The sequence below is a fragment of the Crossiella sp. SN42 genome (assembly GCF_023897065.1).
Taxonomy (GTDB): Bacteria; Actinomycetota; Actinomycetes; order Mycobacteriales; family Pseudonocardiaceae; genus Crossiella.
Map to the genome: position 1 here is coordinate 149,028 of NZ_JAMHIV010000022.1, position 17,995 is coordinate 167,022.

Annotated in this window: 17 protein-coding genes; 8 read left to right on the plus strand and 9 right to left on the minus strand. The window is 71.3% G+C overall.

The window, feature by feature from the left end:
* Positions 1-364: 364 nt before the first annotated feature.
* Complete coding sequence (locus M8C13_RS26020) at positions 365-1,498, minus strand: steroid 3-ketoacyl-CoA thiolase (RefSeq protein WP_252483321.1); 1,134 nt, start codon at positions 1,496-1,498, stop codon at positions 365-367.
* Between the two features lie 155 nt (positions 1,499-1,653).
* Between M8C13_RS26020 and M8C13_RS26025 the strand changes: the two genes are divergently transcribed.
* From M8C13_RS26025 to M8C13_RS26035, 3 genes are all read left to right on the plus strand, one after another.
* Positions 1,654-2,877 carry a cytochrome P450 gene (locus M8C13_RS26025; RefSeq protein WP_252483322.1) on the plus strand — a complete coding sequence of 408 codons (1,224 nt, stop codon included), beginning with the start codon at positions 1,654-1,656 and terminating at the stop codon, positions 2,875-2,877.
* Positions 2,878-2,960: 83 nt separating this feature from the next.
* Positions 2,961-3,557: a hypothetical protein gene (locus M8C13_RS26030; protein WP_252483323.1), complete on the plus strand. Its 597-nt coding sequence runs from the start codon at positions 2,961-2,963 to the stop codon at positions 3,555-3,557.
* Positions 3,547-4,263, plus strand: coding sequence for a hypothetical protein (locus tag M8C13_RS26035; protein WP_252483324.1), 717 nt, complete (start codon positions 3,547-3,549; stop codon positions 4,261-4,263). Before M8C13_RS26030 ends, M8C13_RS26035 begins: the two co-directional genes overlap by 11 nt.
* Here M8C13_RS26035 and M8C13_RS26040 read toward each other — a convergent pair.
* The 7 genes from M8C13_RS26040 to M8C13_RS26070 are packed head-to-tail and all read right to left on the minus strand — an operon-like array spanning position 4,260 to position 11,678.
* Positions 4,260-5,480 (minus strand): serine hydrolase, encoded by a 1,221-nt coding sequence (locus M8C13_RS26040; RefSeq protein ID WP_252483325.1) that lies wholly within the window; start codon positions 5,478-5,480, stop codon positions 4,260-4,262. The genes M8C13_RS26035 and M8C13_RS26040 overlap by 4 nt on opposite strands.
* A 39-nt stretch (positions 5,481-5,519) precedes the next feature.
* Complete coding sequence (locus M8C13_RS26045) at positions 5,520-5,960, minus strand: nuclear transport factor 2 family protein (RefSeq protein ID WP_252483326.1); 441 nt, start codon at positions 5,958-5,960, stop codon at positions 5,520-5,522.
* Between the two features lie 10 nt (positions 5,961-5,970).
* Positions 5,971-6,840, minus strand: coding sequence for a TIGR03619 family F420-dependent LLM class oxidoreductase (locus M8C13_RS26050; RefSeq protein ID WP_252483327.1), 870 nt, complete (start codon positions 6,838-6,840; stop codon positions 5,971-5,973).
* Positions 6,837-8,477: a GMC family oxidoreductase N-terminal domain-containing protein gene (locus tag M8C13_RS26055; protein WP_252483328.1), complete on the minus strand. Its 1,641-nt coding sequence runs from the start codon at positions 8,475-8,477 to the stop codon at positions 6,837-6,839. The genes M8C13_RS26050 and M8C13_RS26055 overlap by 4 nt, the downstream gene beginning before the upstream one ends.
* A 3-nt stretch (positions 8,478-8,480) precedes the next feature.
* Positions 8,481-9,644 carry a thiolase domain-containing protein gene (locus tag M8C13_RS26060; protein WP_252483329.1) on the minus strand — a complete coding sequence of 388 codons (1,164 nt, stop codon included), beginning with the start codon at positions 9,642-9,644 and terminating at the stop codon, positions 8,481-8,483.
* Positions 9,644-10,696 (minus strand): thiolase domain-containing protein, encoded by a 1,053-nt coding sequence (locus M8C13_RS26065; protein ID WP_252483330.1) that lies wholly within the window; start codon positions 10,694-10,696, stop codon positions 9,644-9,646. Before M8C13_RS26065 ends, M8C13_RS26060 begins: the two co-directional genes overlap by 1 nt.
* A gap of 25 nt (positions 10,697-10,721) precedes the next feature.
* Entirely contained in the window at positions 10,722-11,678 is a 957-nt protein-coding gene (locus tag M8C13_RS26070; RefSeq protein ID WP_252483361.1) for a Zn-ribbon domain-containing OB-fold protein, read from the minus strand.
* An 83-nt stretch (positions 11,679-11,761) separates the two neighbouring features.
* Between M8C13_RS26070 and M8C13_RS26075 the strand changes: the two genes are divergently transcribed.
* From M8C13_RS26075 to M8C13_RS26095, 5 genes are all read left to right on the plus strand, one after another.
* Positions 11,762-12,952 carry an LLM class F420-dependent oxidoreductase gene (locus tag M8C13_RS26075; protein ID WP_252483331.1) on the plus strand — a complete coding sequence of 397 codons (1,191 nt, stop codon included), beginning with the start codon at positions 11,762-11,764 and terminating at the stop codon, positions 12,950-12,952.
* Entirely contained in the window at positions 12,949-14,505 is a 1,557-nt protein-coding gene (locus M8C13_RS26080; protein WP_252483332.1) for an acyl-CoA synthetase, read from the plus strand. The genes M8C13_RS26075 and M8C13_RS26080 overlap by 4 nt, the downstream gene beginning before the upstream one ends.
* A 13-nt stretch (positions 14,506-14,518) precedes the next feature.
* Entirely contained in the window at positions 14,519-14,983 is a 465-nt protein-coding gene (locus M8C13_RS26085) for a pyridoxamine 5'-phosphate oxidase family protein (RefSeq protein ID WP_252483333.1), read from the plus strand.
* Between the two features lie 68 nt (positions 14,984-15,051).
* Positions 15,052-16,302 carry an amidohydrolase family protein gene (locus tag M8C13_RS26090; protein ID WP_252483334.1) on the plus strand — a complete coding sequence of 417 codons (1,251 nt, stop codon included), beginning with the start codon at positions 15,052-15,054 and terminating at the stop codon, positions 16,300-16,302.
* Positions 16,303-16,363: 61 nt separating this feature from the next.
* Positions 16,364-17,149: an NAD(P)-binding domain-containing protein gene (locus tag M8C13_RS26095; protein WP_252483335.1), complete on the plus strand. Its 786-nt coding sequence runs from the start codon at positions 16,364-16,366 to the stop codon at positions 17,147-17,149.
* Between the two features lie 31 nt (positions 17,150-17,180).
* Here the strand turns inward: M8C13_RS26095 and M8C13_RS26100 are convergent, their stop codons facing one another.
* Positions 17,181-17,972, minus strand: coding sequence for a crotonase/enoyl-CoA hydratase family protein (locus tag M8C13_RS26100; RefSeq protein WP_252483336.1), 792 nt, complete (start codon positions 17,970-17,972; stop codon positions 17,181-17,183).
* Positions 17,973-17,995 lie beyond the last annotated feature (23 nt).

A 17,995-nucleotide genomic window follows, 5' to 3' on the forward strand; every position in this document is an offset into this window, starting at 1 on the left:
CTTTGATTCCTGCCCGTCCGGCGAGGACGCTCTTGATCTTCGCTTGAAAACCCAAGATCAAAAGAATGTCCTCGCCGGACGGGCAGACCCCCGGAGGGGTGGGACAAGTCAAGAGCCGGGACGAGCAGGTTGCGGGGTTGAGCAGGCTGCCGGGGCCGGTTCCAGCGTGCTCGCGGTCCTCTCGTCTTCTCCGCACGACCTTCCGACAGCGAACCACATCCCACCGAGCAGCCGCCGTCACGTTCCGAGGCTTTGGCGGCGGCGTCTGTGAGCGTCTGCTCGGCGGGATGTGGTGCGCGGTCTCCAGGCCGTACGGAGAAGACGAGAGGCCCTCTTCGTGGGTTTTCACCCCGAGCTACTTCGGCTACCCGATCCGCTCCAAAATCGTCCCCGTAGCCATCGCTCCACCCGCGCACATCGTGATCAGCGCCGTGCTCGCATCCCGCCGCTCCAGCTCATGCAGCGCCGACGTCAACAACCGCGCCCCCGTGCTCCCCACCGGATGCCCCAACGCGATCGCCCCGCCATTGACGTTCAACCGCTCCTCCGCCTCGCCATACACGCTCAACCACGACAACGGCACCGCCGCGAAGGCCTCGTTCACCTCCACCAGGTCGACGTCCGCCAACCGCATACCGCTACCACTCAACAACCGTTCGGTGGCCCGGATTGGGCCGTCCAGGTGGTAATACGTCTCCGCCCCCACCAAGCACTGTGACCGAATCCGAGCTCGCCCCGGCACCCCAAGCTCGGCAGCCCGTCCCGCATCCATGATCAGCACCGCCGCAGCGCCGTCGGAGATCTGTGAAGCCGTAGCTGCCGTGTGCAATCCATCCGGCAGCACCGCCTTCAAGTCAGCCAGGCCCTCCAGGCTCGTCTCCCGCAACCCCTGATCCCGTTGCACCGTCTCGGATCCCACCGCCACGGGAACCAGTTCCCGCTCAAAATGCCCGGCATCCCAAGCCTTCCGCGCCAACGCCTGAGACCTGACCCCGAACTCGTCCAGGTCCTGCCGGGACAACCTCCGCCGCACCGCGATCCGTTCCGCGGCCTCGAACTGGTTCGGCAGGTCGATCTTCCACGTCTCCGGCCGAGGCATACCGGTGTCGTCATTCATGTTGCTGCGCAACGGAACCCGGCTCATCGACTCCACGCCGCACGCTATCCCCGCGGTGATCGCGCCGGCCGCGATCTGGGCCGCCACCAGATGGGCCGCGTGCTGTGCTGAACCGCACTGGGCGTCCAGGGTGAAGCAGCCTGTGGACTCGGGCAGGCCGGCGTGCAGCCAGGCGTTGCGGGCGATGTTGCCCGCCTGTTCTCCGGCCTGGGTCACGCATCCCGCGGCTACCTGCTCGACCTCGGCCGGGGGCACTGCCGCCCGGGTCAACAGGTCGCGCAACGCGCTGCCCAGTAGTTCCGCCGCGTGCAGCCCGGACAGCCAGCCGCCTCTGCGGCCGATCGGGGTGCGGACGGCGCCGACGATGACGGGGTCGCCCATGGGACTCCTCGGGTGGATCAGTAGCGGTTTGTATGAGTAGAACACGTTTCAGTGAGGTTGGTAAGACTCAGTGAACACCCTTCACTCATGGGCTGGCGCGTGTTTGAATCCAGTAGAACCTGTTCCACATCGCTGTGCGAGCATGGAGGGTAGCGATGGCTTTGCCCCAACTTCCCCAGGGGTTTGACTTCACCGACCCCGATGTGTACGCGCAGCGGCTGCCGATCGAGGAGTTCGCCGAGCTGCGGCGCACCGCCCCGGTGTTCTGGAACGCGAAACCGCCGCGGCGGGACGGGTTCGACGACGAGGGCTACTGGGTGGTGAGCAAGCACGCCGATGTGAAGCGAGTCTCGCTGGACAGCCGGTTGTTCTCCAGTTACGCCAACACCGCGATCATCCGGTTCGGCTCCGACATCACCAAGGAGCAGCTGGACGTGCAGCGGCTCATCATGCTCAACCAGGACCCGCCCGAGCACACCAAACTCCGCGGCATCGTCTCCCGCGGCTTCTCGGTGCGGGCCATCGCCGGGCTGCGCGAGGCCCTGGACGCCCGGGCGCGGCGGATCGTGGAGTCCGCGCGCACCGGTGGGGTGGGCGACTTCGTCACCGACATCGCCTGCGAGCTTCCGTTGCAGGCCATCGCCGAGCTGCTCGGCGTGCCGCAGGAGGACCGGCGGAAGATCTTCGACTGGTCCAACGAGATGATCGGCTACGACGACCCGGAGTTCCAGACCGACTCGGCCATGGCCGCCGCGCAGCTGCTCGCCTACTCGATGAACATGGCCGAGGAGCGCAAGAAGTGTCCGATGCCCGACATCGTGACCAAGCTGGTCCAGGCCGATGTGGACGGTGACTCGCTCTCCGCCGACGAGTTCGGCTTCTTCGTGATCCTGTTGGCGGTGGCGGGAAACGAGACCACCCGCAACGCGATCACGCACGGCATGATGGCCTTCCTGGACAACCCCGAGCAGTGGGAGCTCTACAAGGCCGAGCGTCCCAAGACCACCGCGGATGAGATCGTGCGCTGGGCGACCCCGGTGATCTCCTTCCAGCGCACCGCCACCGCCGACACCGAGGTCGGCGGCGTGCCGATCAAGGCGGGGGACCGGGTTGGCATGTTCTACAGCTCGGCCAACTTCGACGAGGAGGTCTTCACCGAGCCGGAGCGCTTCGACATCACCCGCGATCCCAACCCGCACCTGGGGTTCGGCGGCAGTGGCGCGCACTTCTGCCTCGGCGCCAGCCTGGCCCGGCTGGAGATCGACCTCATCTTCAACGCCATCGCCGCCCACCTGCCGGACATCCGCAAGGCCGGCGAGCCCCGGCGGCTGCGCTCGGGCTGGCTCAACGGCATCAAGGAGTTCCCGGTCGCCTACTGAACCGGTGCCGAAGAATGCCCCCGATCCGGGGACAACACGGAAACGCCTGCTCCCGCTACGCTGGGTGAGGAGGAGGTGGTCCCGTGCGCCGGGTCCTGCTGGCCGCGCTGCTGCTGCTCACCAGCGCCTGCCTGCCGGCCGAGGACAACTCCGAGATCGGCAAGTACAACCTGCGCGAGGACTACCGCACCGGACCGCGCGAGGGCGTCGCGGCGCTGGGCCGCACCTTCGGCTCACTGGACGAGCTGCTCGACTTCTTCCACGCCGCGGCCAAGCACTGCGACAAGGCCAAGGCCAAGCGCGGCGGCGCGGAGCTGATCAAGTTCCACCTGGCCAAGGACATGCCGCCGCTGCTCGGTGAGGTCGCGGTCTGCGACCAGGGCTTCGGCGACATCCTCGGCATGGTCAAACCGGGCCGGGAGCGGGACCTCCAGCTGTCCTACCAGCGGGACCTGCGCCGCGACTCCGCGCTGTGGTACCGGTCGACGCACCGGCTGATGCTGGGCAACGGGTTCTTCCTGTTCAACATCACCGGCTCGGACTCCATCGGACCCGAGGTATACGGCTTCCGCTACCTGCGCTGCGACGCCGAGGCCAGTGTCTCCAGCCCCCGCACCGAGTTCCCCGCCGACGTGCCGGGCTGCTTCCTGCTCTCCAGGAGCTACGGCTATGGCACGTAACGGAATCCTGCTCGCCACCCTGCTCGCGGTGACCCTCACCGGCGGGTGCACCCGGCTGATCAGCCTCGGGCAGAAGATGGACGCGGCCGCGGACAAACCGGTGATCACCGAGGTGCCCAACATCTGCAAGGTGCTGACCACCAACCCGGAGACCACCGGGATCGTGGGCGCCGTGCACCCGCCGCGCCAGAACGACGCCGACCCGATCGGGCGGCACGAGTGCACCTGGCCGGCGGGGGTGAACCCGCTGGGCGCGGAGATCCGGGTGACCATCGCCCTCGGCGAGGAGCGGGCCGAGGCCAGTGCCAGGGAGTCCTTCTCCGACTTCGTGCGGAGGCGCACCGACAAGGACCGCGCCTTCGGGCTGGTCCGCTACGGCGACTTCGCCTGCGTGCAGTCCTGGAACCCGCCGGATGTGGTGCACCTGGGCATCATGAAGGAGGGCAACGTGCTCACCGTGGTGTCCATCCAGACCAGGGACACCGTTGCCCCGCAACGACTTCGCGCGCTGGCCGGGGACGTGCGCGGCCCGGTGCGCACCCTGCTGCGGGTGATCGACACCGCGATCAACCGGCCGCCCAACCTGAACTCCGACCCCAGCGGCCCCATCCCGAAACCGCCGACCGCGCAGCAGCGGGACGCGCAGCCGGACTGGAACGACCGGCGGTGCAAGGAGAAGCTCGCACCGCCGGTCTTCAATCTCTAACCAGCCAACGAGCTGCGCAGCGCGTTGACCAGCCGGGCGGAGTTGGCGCCCTCGCCGGTCAGGCCGCTGTGGATCTTGTTCATCACGTAGCCGAAGCCGATCTCGTGGTGCACGTCGCCGAAGGCCAGCGAGCCGCCGTAGCCGCCGTGGCCGAAGGAGTCCGGGCCGAGCAGGGCCATCGTCGGCACCACGCCGGGCGCGGGCTGTCCGGAGATGTAGCCCAGCGCCCACGCGGTGGGCAGCTGCAGGAGCTGGTCGGGGCCGATGGTCTGCACGGTCCGCGCCCGGTCCACGGTTTCCGGGGTCAGCAGGCGGAACCCGTCCACCTCGCCGACGGTGCTGGCGTACAGCTTGGCGAAGGAGTCCGCGGTGCCGACCGCGCCGACCGCGGGCACCTCGGCGGCGCGCAGGTCGCGGCTGTTGGCCGGGATCGGTTCGGTGGTCACGATCAGCGCGCGCATGGTCATCGAGTTCAGGTCGCTGAAGGCGGCCTGCATCTTGGCGATCTCCGGCGGCAGCTCCTGGCCAGGCGTCGGTTCCGGCATCGGGTCGGGGTCGATGAACTTGGCCACCCTGGGTTCCTGCTCCTCGGGCAGGCCGATCCACAGGTCCAGGTTCAGCGGCTTGGCCACCTCCTCGGCCAGGACGGCGCCGATGGTGCGGCCGGTGGCGCGGCGGATGACCTCGCCGACCAGCCAGCCGTAGGTGAGGCCGTGGTAGCCGTGCGCGGTGCCGGGCTCCCAGTTCGGCGCCTGCGCGGCCAGCATCTCCACGATCGGGTCCCACTCCCGCAGCCAGGACAGCGGGAACCGCTCGGGCGGCACGGCCAGCCCGGCCTGGTGGGAGAGCAGCCAGCGCACCGGGATGTCCTGCTTGCCCTCGGCGGCGAACTCCGGCCAGTACTTGGCCACCGGCGCGTCCAGGTCCAGTTCCCCGCGCTGCACCAACAGGTGCGCGACCGTGGCGGTGACGCCCTTGGTGGTGGAGAACACCAGCTGGAGGGTGTCCTGGCGCCACTCCCGCCCGGTGTCCACGTCGGCCACGCCGCCCCACAGGTCGACGATCTTCTCCCCGCGCCGGTACACGGTGACCGCGGCGCCGATGTCGCCGCCGGTGCTGAAGTTGGCTGCGAAGGCATCGCGCACCGGCTCGAAGCCCGGTGCCACCGTGCCGTGGATCTGGGTCACGCCCACCCCCAAGGTGATCTGCGAACGCATGTTGTCATGCGATCGCATCATATCGAAGGTGGGTGTGCCTCATCCTGACGGTTTGCTGACGGTGGCCAGGGCCCGGTCGAACTCCCAGTAGGCCCGCAGCGAGGTCAGCAAGCCGTCCTCGCCGACCCGGTAGACGAACACGCCCTCGGTGTCGATCCTGGTCCCGTCAGCGGCGATGGCCGAGATGGTGCCGATGTTGGCCACCTCGTCCCCGGCGGCGAAGGAGTCGGTGATGGCGAACTCCATCCGGGCCATCTGCCCGATGGTGAGGTCCCAGAACGCCCCGATGGCCGCCCGGCCGTGATGGCCCTTGCCGGTCGGGTCGAAGATCGACGGGCCGACCGGGTCGCGCACCACGGCGTCCTGCGCCCACAGCGCGAGCCAGCCCTCCTTGTCCCCGGCGGCGACCGCGGTCATCGAGCGGATCGAGGCGGCCCGCGCCGGGTGCTCGCCGTCGGGGGCGGTCCAGGTGACCGTCATCCAGCGCTCCTCACAGCTTGGCGATGATCGTCTCGGCGAACTTGCGCATGGAGTCCTGTTTCGCCTCCAGGGGTCCGTCGAAGGGCACCCCGTCGAAGACCCAGGGCATCACGATCGCGTCGGTGACCCCGATCGCGGCCTGCTCCCGGTAGCCCTCCAGGCCGAACCGGTCCACGCAGACCGCTTGGATCTCAAAGGGTTCCCCGGCTCGACCGTAGGCCGCGCGCAGTTCGGTGAGCCGTTCGATGGTGGTCTTCAGCTCGGCGAAGCCCATCATCGCCGAGGTCCAGCCGTCGCCGGCTCGCGCGGCCCTGCGCAGGCCGGGCCCGCTGTGCCCGCCGACGTAGATGGGCACGGGCCTGCTCGGCGCGGGACTCATCCGCAGCTTGCCGAACTGGTAGTGCTCGCCGTGGTACTCCACCATGCCGCCGCCCAGGATCAGCCGCAGCACCGCGATCGCCTCGTCCGCGCGCGGTCCTCTGTCCGAATAGGACGTTCCGCACCAGGCGAACTCCTCCGGCGACCAGCCCAGTCCGACACCGAGGCCGAACCGGTTCCCGGTGAGCACGGCCACCGAGCCGACCTGTCTGGCCAGCAGCACCGGGTTGCGCGAACCGAGTTTGAGCACCTGGGTGTAGAAGCCGATTCGGGAGGTGACCGCGCCCATCGCGGCGGCGGCCACCAGCGGGTCGGCCCACGGGGTGTCCTCGTGCCAGAACCGGCTGCCGTCGGGGGTGTAGGGGTAGTCGGCGGAGACCTGTTCGGAGAAGAACAGCGAGTCCGGCAGCGCGATGTTGGCGAACCCGCACTCCTCCGCGGTGCGCGCCAGCTCCGGCAGCTGTTCCAGCGGGCTCATCGCGACCGCGCAGGTGAACTTCACCGCTGCTCTCCCTTGATCGCGCCGGCCACGAACAGGTCAAGGCACCGCTCGGCGTTGGCGGTGATGGTCAGCGACGGGTTGGCCAGGCAGGTGGAGCCGGGCAGCAGCGCCCCGTCCACGCAGTACAAACCGGGATATCCCTTGACCTGCCCGGAGAACTCGGTGGCCTGCCCCATCACCAGGCCGCCCAGCGGGTGGTAGGTGTTGCGCGCGCCGAGCCCGTGCGCGGTGCCGCGGTCGTAGTTGGGCAACCCGTTGAACAGGTAGCCCTTCTTGCCCTCGGTCTCCCACCAGAACCGGGTGGCCAGGTCGCGACCTGCTTTCTCGCCAAGGGTTTCCATCACGCCATAGGGCCAGTGCACCTTGCCGCCGCCGGTGGCCGGGTCGTAGCGCACCTCGCCGCGTTCCGGGGTGACCGAGGTGATCAGGTGGGTGGTGTTGGACTGGTTGAGGATGTTGGGCACCGGCGCGGCCTCCCAGGCCATCGAGGTCGGCGCGAACGGGTTGGCCTCGTCGAAGAACTTGACGTTGCCCGGCCCGCCCTGGTCGAAGCCGACGTCCTTGCGCAGGTTCATCCGCAGCACCAGGAAGTCGCCGTTGTTGCCCCAGCCCTTGCCGGTGGCCTCGTTGAGCTTGGGCAGCCAGCCCTTGGCCTTGGCGGTGACCATCAGCCCGGAGGAGTACACCGAACCGGCGGCCAGGAACAGGTAGTCGGCGTCCATCTTCTTGGTGGAGAGCACATCCCCGTTGTCGTTGGTCAGCTTGACCACGACCTCGTACCGCCCGGCCACCTCGCGGATCTCGGTGACCTCGTGCTGGGCCAGGATGGTCACGTTGCCGGTGGCGGTGGCCCGGGCCAGGTAGGTGCGGTCCACGCTGTTCTTGGCGCCGGAGTTACTGCCGAAGGGGCCCTCGCCGATGCTGTGGCAGGCGACCCGCTTGCCTTGTAGTTCCTCGCGGATGGCGTTCCAGTCCACCGCGAACGGGATCGGCACCGGCTCCTTGCCGAACTCGGCGAGGTATTCCAGCCACGCCCGCGCGCCCCGGTACTGCGGGTGCGCCTGCACGTCGGCGGGCAGGTAGCCGACCTTGAGGTTCTCCCTGGCGCGCGGCCAGTAGGTGCGGTCCATCTCGTCGAAGGGCAGCTGGCTCGGGTAGACCTTGTCCCACTCGGCGCGGCGCGGCTGCGGCATGTACAGCCCGATCACCAGTGACCCGCCGCCGACGCCGGAGCCGCTGAGCACCCGGATGCCCTCGCCCTCGTGGGTGGCGATCAGCCCGGCCTTGCGCTCGATCTTCTTGTTGATGTCCAGGCCCAGCGGCGGCCGGTCGTTGAACCAGGCGCACCGCCAGTCCGGGTTCTTGATGGTGCAGAAGGTGTCCCCGCTGGGTTTGACCTCCCAGCGCCGTCCGCGCTCCAGCACCGTGGTGCGCACGCCCGCTTGACCGAGCCGCAGCGCGGCGACCGCCCCGCTGAACCCGCTGCCCACCACGATCGCGGTCTTCCCGGCCAGCGCGGGCACCTCGCCGTAGGCGGCGAGCGCGCCGAAGCGGCCGAGCGCGCCGGAGGCCACCGCGGCCCCGGCGCCGACCGCCGCCACCTGGAACAGGGTCCGTCGTCGTACGGGTGTGCCCATTGCTCAGCCTCCCGGTCTGTCCGCGCCCACCACCCACAGTGCGAAGAACTGCGATCCACCGCCGTAGGCGTGCCCCAGCGCCAGGCGCGCCCCGTCGACCTGGTGCGCGCCCGCGCGGCCCTGCACCTGCCGGGCGGCCTCGGCGAAGCGCAGCAACCCTGACGCGCCAATAGGATTCGTGGACAACACTCCGCCGGAGGGGTTCACCGGGAGGCGACCGGTCAGCTCGGTCTCGCCTGCCTCGGTGAGCTTCCAGCCCTGTCCGGCCTCGGCGAAACCGAGGTTCTCCAACCACATCGGCTCGAACCAGGAGAACGGCACGTAGATCTCGGCCACGTCGACCTGCCGCAGCGGGTCGGTGATCCCGGCCTCCCGCCACAGCGCGGCCGCGGCTTCCCGCCCGGCGCGCGGGTTGACCTGGTCCCGTCCGGCGAAGCTGGTCGGCTCGGTGCGCATCGCGGTGGCGTGCACCCAGGCCACCTTGCCCGGCGCGGCTTTCGCGGCGGTCTCGTCGCCGAGCACCAGCGCGGCGGCGCCGTCGGAGGAGGGGCAGGTCTCGTCGTAGCGGATCGGGTCCCACAGCATCGGGGATGCCTGCACCGACTCCAGGGTGATGTCGGGCTGGCGCAGGTGCGCGTGCGGGTTGAGCGCGCCGTTGCGCCGGTCCTTGACCGCGACCAGCGCGCCGATGTGCCCCGGCGCGCCCGCGCGGCGGATGTAGGCGCGCACGTGCGGGGCGAAGTAGCCGCCCGCCCCGGCGTGCACCGGCATGACGAACGGGGTGGGCACCGACAGCGCCCACATCGCGTTGGACTCCGACTGCTTCTCGAAGGCCACCGCCAGCACCCGCCGGTGGATCCCGGCCTGCACCAGGCTGGCCGCGACCACCCCGGTGGACCCGCCGACCGATCCGGCGGTGTGCACCCGCAGCAGCGGTTTCCCGTTGGCGCCCAAGGCATCGGTGAGGTGCAGCTCGGGCATCATGACGCCCTCGAACAGGTCTGGGGCCTTGCCGAGCACCACCGCGTCGATGTCGGCCATCTCGACCCCGGCGTCGTCGAGGGCGCGGTCGACGGCCTCGCGGCAGAGCCCGGCCATGGACACGTCCAGGCGTTTGGCCGCGTGGTGGGTCTGGCCGGTGCCGAGCACGGCCGCGAGCTGGGCCATCAGTCGCCGCCTTCCAGTACGCAGACCAGATTTTGTTGCAGGCACGGGCCGCTGGTGGCGTGCGCCAGGGTCCGGTCCGCCTCGCCGGCGTGGATGTGCCGGGCGGCCAGGCCGATCCGGGACAGTCCGGCGGCGAACATCGGGTTGCCCGCGAGCACCCCGCCGGAGGGGTTGATCCGGGCCTCGTCGAGCCCAAGTTCTTGGCGCAGCAGGATCTCCTGGTGGGTGAACGGCGCGTGCAGCTCGGCCAGCTGGACCCCGTCGCCGCCCGCGGCCCGTGCCGCGGCGACGGCGGAGGGGGCGGCGGTGAGGTCACGGGAGCCGAGCTGGCCGCTGTCGGTGCGGTGCGCCAGCCCGGTGATCCAGGCCGGTCGGGCGCAGAGCTCGCGGGCCCGGTCACCCGCGGCCAGCACCACCACCGAGGCGCCGTCGCTGATCGGCGCGCAGTCGTGCGCCCGCAGCGGATCCGCCAGGTACGGCTGGTCCAGGAGCTCGGCAACCGTTGGTGTGCCGGAAAGTTGGGCCTCGGGGTTGCCCACGGCGTCGGCGCGGGAGCGGGCGGCCACCTCGGCCATCGCGCGTTCGCTCCACCGCCCCTGTGCCATACCGAGGCGGGCCTGGAGTCCGGCGATGCTGACCGAGTCCGGCCACAGCGGGGTCATCAGGTACGGGTCCAGCTGTAGCGCCAGCACCCGGCGCAGCTCGCCGGCCGAGGACTTGCCGAAGCCGTAGACCAGCGCGGTGTCCACCTCGCCGAGCTTGAGCCGCACCCACGCCTCGTACAGCGCCCAGGCCGCGTCCATCTCCACGTGCGACTCGCTGATCGGCGGGAACGCGCCGATCGCGTCCACCGCGGAGACGAAGGAGAACGCCCGCCCCGCCAGGTAGTCCGAGGATCCCGAGCACCAGAACCCGATGTCCTGTTTGGACAGTCCGGTGTCGGTGTAGACCTGCTGGAACAGCGGCACGAGCAGCTCGACCCCGTTGCCGGAGGCCTCGGTCCGGCGCACCGCGGGGGACTGGGCGAAGGCGACCACGGCGACCTCCGGCACGGCCTGCTCCTCTGCTGGTGGTGGGCTACAGGTGGCGGGCGAAGCTGTCGAACGGGGCGTCCGGCGCGCCGGTCGGGGTGAAGTGGTCGATGTTCTCCAGGGTGTGGCCCCACTGCTCGCGGGGCCGCCACACCGCGCGCACCCGCAGGCCCATCCGGACCTGCTCGGGCGCGATGCCCAGCACCAGGTGCTGGAACGGGATGTCCGCGCCGTCGAGCAGCACGGCGGCGGCCACGTACGGCGGCGGGATGCGCTGGCCCAGGAACGGCACGTTGACCACGCAGAAGCTGGTCACCGTGCCCTCGTCGGACAGTCGCACCCAGTCGGTCAGCGGCACCCCGTCGGTGGGGCAGGCGCCGCGCGGCGGGATGTAGACCTGCGCGCACACCGGACAGCGCTGCCCGGTCAGCTCGCCCCTGGCGACCCCGCGCAGGAACTCGCTTTCCGCGGCGGAGGCGCTGTGCCGGTAGTGCAGGTTGATCGGGCTGACCGTGCCGCGCACGTCCTCGGCGAACTCGGGCACCGGCGGTTCCGGGGTGGCCGCGTCCAGTGGCTCGAAGCAGGCCAGGTCGGTGATCGCGCCGACCGGCTCGGCGGTCCAGCGGGCCCGCACCCGCAGGCCGATGGACAGCGAGTCCGGTCCGGGCACGTCCACCGCGTGCAGCAGTGCGGTGTCCGCGCCGTCCAGCCGGATCAGCGCCCAGCCGAACGGTCGCTGGAGCGGTTGCCCGGCCAGCGGTTCCGGCTGCCAGGTCCAGCTCAGCACGGTGCCGGTGCTGCCCACCTCGACCAGCTCGGTGAGCGGTTCGGCGGTCACCGGGTCGTACTCGGCAGGCGGCACGTGCACCCGTCCGTCCGCGCCGCGGACACCCAGCACGCGGTGGGCGCGCAGGGCGGTCAGGAAGGCGCCGAGCGTCGGTCCGAGCGAACGGGTGTAGGCGAACTCCACCCGGAGCTCAGCGCTGAGCGGCTGGTGGCTCACGGTCACGGAATTGAGTGAAACACGTTCTCGTTTTTGCGGCAAGATGGTAGGAGACAGCTGACCCGGAAGGACGGTTGTGCGCTATGCGACTTGGGTTGCAGCTCGGCTACTGGGGCGCAGGCCCACCGGATGACACCCTGGAACTCGTTACCGAGGCGGAGCGGGCCGGGTTCGACGCGGTGTTCGCCGCCGAGTCCTGGGGCTCGGACGCCTTCACCCCGCTGGCCTGGTGGGGCTCGCACACCGAGCGGATCCGGCTGGGCACCTCGGTGGCCCAGCTCTCCGCGCGCAGTCCGGCCGCCTGCGCGATGCACGCGCTGACCCTGGACCACCTCTCCGGCGGCCGGGCCATCCTCGGGCTCGGCGTGTCCGGGCCGCAGGTGGTGGAGGGCTGGTACGGCCAGCCCTTCGGCAAACCCTTGGCGCGCACCAGGGAGTACGTCTCGATCATCCGTCAGGTGCTGGCCAGGCAGGCCCCGGTGCGTAACGACGGCCCGCACTACCCGTTGCCCTACACCGGCCCCGGCGCGCTCGGCCTGGGCCGCCCGCTCAAGCCGATCACCCACCCGCTGCGCGCCGACCTGCCGATCTGGCTCGGCGCGGAGGGCCCGGCCAACATCGCGCAGACCGCGGAGATCGCCGACGGCTGGCTGGCCATCTACTACACCCCGCGGCTGGCCGGGCTGTACCGCGAGTACCTGGAAGAGGGCTTCGCCCGGCCGGGCGCGCGGCGCGGCGCGGCCGACTTCGAGATCGCGGTCAGCGTGCCGGTGGTGGTCACCGAGGACCCGGCGGCCGAGCTGGCCCGGCTGAAACCGACCTATGCGCTCTACCTGGGCGGCATGGGCGCGCCCACGATGAACTTCCACGCGGATGTGTTCACCCGGATGGGATACGGCGAGGTGGTCGCGGAGGTGACCCGGCTGTTCGGGGCCGGGCGCAAGGAGGAGGCGGCGCGGGCGGTGCCGGACGAGCTGGTGGCCGAGGTGACCATCGTCGGGGACCGGGAGCGGGTGCGCGCGGAGATCGGCAGGTGGGCGGCGGCCGGGGTGACCATGCTGGTGGTCGGCTGCCGGGATGCCGCGGCGGTGCGCGCGGTCGGGGAGGCGGTGGTGGACGGGGCTGGAGAGGCAGCGGCGGTGCACGAGGCCGGGGGAGTGGTGGCGGCGCGCGGGGTCGGGGAGGCTGCGGCGGTTCGCGGGGCTGGGGAGGCAGGGGCGGTGCGCGCGGTTGGCGCGGCCGTGGTGTCGAGCGGGAACGAGGTGGCGGGATGAGCGAGCCGATCGGACTGTGGACCATCGCCGAGGCCGAACCGGACCGGGTCGCGGTGATCGAACCCGACGGCACCGAGATCAGCTACGGCGAGCTGACCAGCCGCGCCAACCGGTACGGGCGCGGGTTCCAGGCGCTGGGCCTGGCGCCGGGGGACACCGTGGTGGTGCTGCTGCCCAACTCCGCCGAGCTGCTCGCGGTGTTCTTCGCCGCGTTGCAAACTGGCCTGTACTTCGTCCCGGTGAACTGGCACCTGGTCGGACCGGAGATCAACTACATCATCGCCGACAGCGGGGCCAAGGCCTTCGTCGCGCACGAGCGCTTCGCCGGGTCCGCGCGGGCCGCGGTCGAGGGCGACCCGGTGCCGGAAGAAGCCCGGTTCGCGGTGGGGGCGATCGACGGGTTCCGGCCGCTGGCCGAGCTGGGCGCGGGTGAACCGCCTGGCCGGCCGGACGACCGGGTGCTGGGCTCGCCGATGCTCTACACCTCCGGCACCACCGGGCGACCCAAGGGCGTGCGCCGGCCGCTGACCGGGGAGCCGGTGGACGAGGTGCCCGCGCGCAACCGGCTGTTCTTCGCCCTGTTCGACCTGCGCCCGCACGACGGGCACGTGCACCTGTGCGGCTCGCCGCTCTACCACGCCGCGGTGCTCAGCTGTGCCGTCGTCTCGGTGCTCTACGGGCATCCGGTGGTGCTGATGGACGGCTGGGACGCCGAGGAGATGCTGCGGCTGATCGAGCGGCACCGGGTCACGCACAGCCACGTGGTGCCCACCCAGTTCCACCGCCTGCTCGCGCTGCCGGCCGAAACCCGCGCCAGGTACGACCTGTCCTCGCTGCGCAAGCTCGTGCACGGGGCCGCGCCCTGCCCGCAGGAGACCAAGCGCCGGATGATCGACTGGCTCGGGCCGGTGATCGTGGAGTACTACGCGGCCACCGAGGGCGGCGGCGCGGTGATCGACTCCGCGCAGTGGCTGGCCAAACCCGGTTCGGTCGGCCTGCCCTGGCCGGGCTCGCAGGTCAAGGTGCTGGACGAGCAGGGAGCCGAGGTGCCGGTCGGTCAGCCGGGGCTGGTGTACCTGCAGGCCGGGGCGGTGACCACCTTCGAGTACCACGGCGCCCCGGAGAAGACCGCGGCCAACCGGGTGGGTGAGCTGTTCACCATGGGGGACATCGGCTACCTGGACGCCGACGGCTACCTGTTCCTCTGCGACCGGCGCAACGACATGATCATCTCCGGTGGGGTGAACATCTACCCCGCCGAGATCGAGGGCGAGCTGGCGGTGCACCCGAAGGTGGCCGACGTGGCGGTCTTCGGCATCCCGCACCCGGACTGGGGCGAGGAGGTCAAGGCGGTGGTGCAGCCCGCAGACGGGGTGACCGGGGACGCGGCGCTGACCGAGGAGCTGCTCGCCTGGGCCGGGACCAGGCTGGCCAAGTTCAAGCTGCCGCGCAGCATCGACTACCTCGACTCGCTGCCGAGGGATCCCAACGGCAAGCTGTACAAGCGAAGGCTGCGCGAACCGTACTGGGCGGGCAGTGCCCGCACCATCTGACCAGGGAGCCCGGATGAGCCGCCGAGACCAGATCACCATGTCCCCGGCCGAGGTGGAGAACTTCCTCGGCGAGCAGCGCACACTGGTGGTGGCCAGCCTCGGCCCGACCGGGCACCCGCACGTGGTGCCGATGTGGTTCGCCCTGCTGGACGGGGAGATCGTGTTCTGGACCTACGCGGCCTCGCAGAAGGTGCACAACCTGCGGCGGGACCCTCGGCTGAGCTGCCTGGTCGAGGCGGGGGACAGCTACGAGAAGCTGCGCGGGGTGTCCATGGAGGGCACCGCGGAGGTGCAGACCGATCCGGCCGCCGTGCTGCGGGTGGGGACCGCGATCCTCACCCGCTACGGCGGCGGCCCGGTGGACGAGGCGGCCAGCGAGCACATCGCCCGGCAGGCGGTGAAACGGGTCGCGATCACCTTCCACCGCAGCCGGATCGCCAGCTGGGACCACCGCAAGCTCGGCCCTGGCGTGTACTGAACGAAAGTCGGCGTGCTGCTGGTCGTTCGTCGGTCCACCGCGGACCGTGGGATCGGTAGAAAGTCGGCATGGAGCTGCCGCGCCGCAAGGCCATGGGACTGTTCGCCGCCGGGGCCGCCACCGTCGCACTCGGCGGATCGGCCACTGCCGCAACGGGATCCGGCGCGTTCGTGATCCGCGATGCCAGGGTCTTCGACGGCGAGCGGGTGCTGCCGCACGCCTCGGTGCTGGTCGCCGACGGCCGGATCCGTGCGGTCGGCGAGGTGCTTGCCGCCGGCGTGCCCGTGCACGACGGTCGCGGCCGGACCCTGCTGCCCGGTCTCATCGACTGCCACGTGCACCTCAACGAGACGGCCCGTGCCGACGCGCTGCGCTTCGGCGTCACCACCGAGCTGGACATGTTCGGCGACCCGTCCGGACTCGCCGAGGCCCGCCGCCAGCGCCGGGGTCACGCCCGCACCGGCCAGGCGGACCTGTGGTCGGCCGGGTTCGGCGTCACCGTGCCCGACGGCCACCCGCGCGGCCCCGGCTTCCCCCGGCTGACCCCGGGCGCGGACCCGGACGCCTTCGTCGGCGAGCGGGTGGCCGAGGGCTCGGACTTCATCAAGCTGGTGATCGAGGACGGCAGCCCGGAACACCCGTTCCCCACGCTCACCCCGGCCCAGGCGCGGGCCGTGGTCCAGGCCGCGCACCGCAGGGGCAGGCTCGCGGTCGCGCACGCCGAACAGCTGCACAACACCAGGATCGCCGTCGACGCGGGCGCGGACGCCCTGGTGCACGTGTGGACCGACACCGAGGCCACGCCGGAGTTCGCCGCCGCCCTGCGCGCCGCGGGCACCGTCGTGGTGCCGACCCTGTCCGTCTACGACTGCGGCGCCAGCGCGGACTCCCTGCTGGCAGACCCCCGGATCACGCCGTACCTGTCGGCCCCGCAACGGGAGTCCCTGACCAAGCGCAGCACCCGCTGCCGCCCGTCGTTCCTGCGCAACGCCCTGGCCAACGTCCGCCGCCTGCACGCCGAGGGCGTCCCGGTGCTCGCGGGCACCGACGCCACCATGCCCGGCGCCGCGCACGGCCCCAGCATGCTGACCGAGATCGCGCACCTGGTGACCGCGGGCCTGACCCCGGCCCAGGCCCTGGCCGCGGCGACCTCCGTGCCCGCCAAGCACTTCGCGCTGTCCGACCGGGGCCGCCTCGCCCGCGGCCTGCGCGCCGACCTGCTACTGGTCGAGGGCGACCCGACCACCGACATCACCGCCCTGCGCGAGATCCACACCATCTGGAAGAACGGCTACCCGGTCGAACGCATGCCTGTCTAGCATGGCGGGCATGCGAACCATTCGCTGGTAGCAGGGCTCCCGGCGGCCTAGCGTCAGCGCCGTGAACACACGGATCGCGTTCCTGGGACTGGGCACCATGGGCCTGCCGATGGCTCGCCGCCTGCTCGCCGCGGGCTACCCGCTGACCGGGTGGAACCGTTCCCCGGAACGCGCCGCGGCCCTGGCCGCCCGGGTCGCGAGCACCCCGGCCGAGGCGGCCCGGGACGCCGAGATCGTGGTGACCATGCTCGCCGACCCGGCCGCGGTGCTCAGCGTCGTCGCCGAACTGGACCTGCGTCCGGGCAGCACGCTGATCGAGATGTCCACCATCGGCCCGGAGGCCCTGCGCGAGGTCGCCGCACTGCTGCCCAGGGGCGTCACGCTGATCGACGCGCCGGTGATGGGCAGCGCGGACAAGGCCGCGGCGGGTGAGCTGACGCTGCTGGTGGGTGGCCCGGCCGAGCCGGTGCTGCCGGTGCTGGAGGTGTTCGGCAAGGTGGTGCGCACCGGGCTGACCGGCACCGGGGCCGCGCTGAAACTGGTGCTGATCAACGCCACGGTCACCGGCGTGGCCGCGATCGCCGAGGCGCTGACCCTGGCCGAGGCGTTCGGGTTGCCGGCGGAGTTGGTGCGGGAGGCGCTCGCCGGGTCGGCGCTGGGTGGCTTGGTGGCGCGGGCGTTCGCGACCGGGGCTCATTACCCGATCCGGTTGGCGGCCAAGGACTCCCGGCTGGCGGCGGAGGCGGCGGAACTGCCGCTGGCGTCGCTGGTGGCCCAGCGGCTGGCGGAGTGTCCGGCGGCGGAGGAGGACCTCGGGCAGATCGTGCGGCAGTTGCGCGCCCGCTGACCGCCCGGCCCCGCTCGCCGCGACCTCCCGCCTACTCCCCGCGAAACTCCGGTTTCCGCTTCTCCTTGAACGCCTTCGGCCCTTCCCGCGCGTCCTTGCTCGCGAACACCGCCGCTCCCAGCTTCGCCTCCACCGGGAACGCCTCGTCCTCCGCCATGCCCTCCGTCTCCCGCATCGTGCGCAGGATCGCCTGCACCGCAAGCGGTCCGTTCGCCGCGATCGCCTCCGCCAGCTCCAGGGCCTTCGCCAGCGCCTGACCGTCCGGCACCACGTGCCCGATCAGGCCGATCTCCTTGGCCTCGGCCGCGCCGATGTGCCGGCCGGTCAGCAACAGGTCCGCCGCCACCGTGTACGGGATCTGCCTGGGCAGCCGGACCGCGCTGCCCCCCAACGGGAACAGGCCCCACCGCGCCTCCGACACCCCGAACCGCGCGCTCGCCCCGGCCACCCTGATGTCCGTCGCCTGCAAGATCTCCGTGCCGCCGGCGATCGCCGGGCCCTCCACCGCGGCCAGCAGCGGTTTGCTCAACCGGCGGCCCTTCAGCAGCGCCGGGATCACCGACAGGTCAAAACCCTCGCGGAACTGCTCGCTCGGGTGGGACTGTGTCATCGCCTTGAGGTCCGCGCCCGCGCAGAACGCGCCGCCCGCGCCGGTGAGCACGCAGGCCCGGATGGCCGGGTTGCGATCCACCTCGTCCCAGGCCTCGCGCATGATCGCCAGCATCGGGCCGGTGAGGGCGTTGCGGGCCTCCGGGCGGTTCATCGTCACCACGAGCACGGCGTCTCGTTGTTCCACCAGGCAGTGCGGAGCGTCAGCGGACATGGAGCTTTTCTCCTCTCCATGGG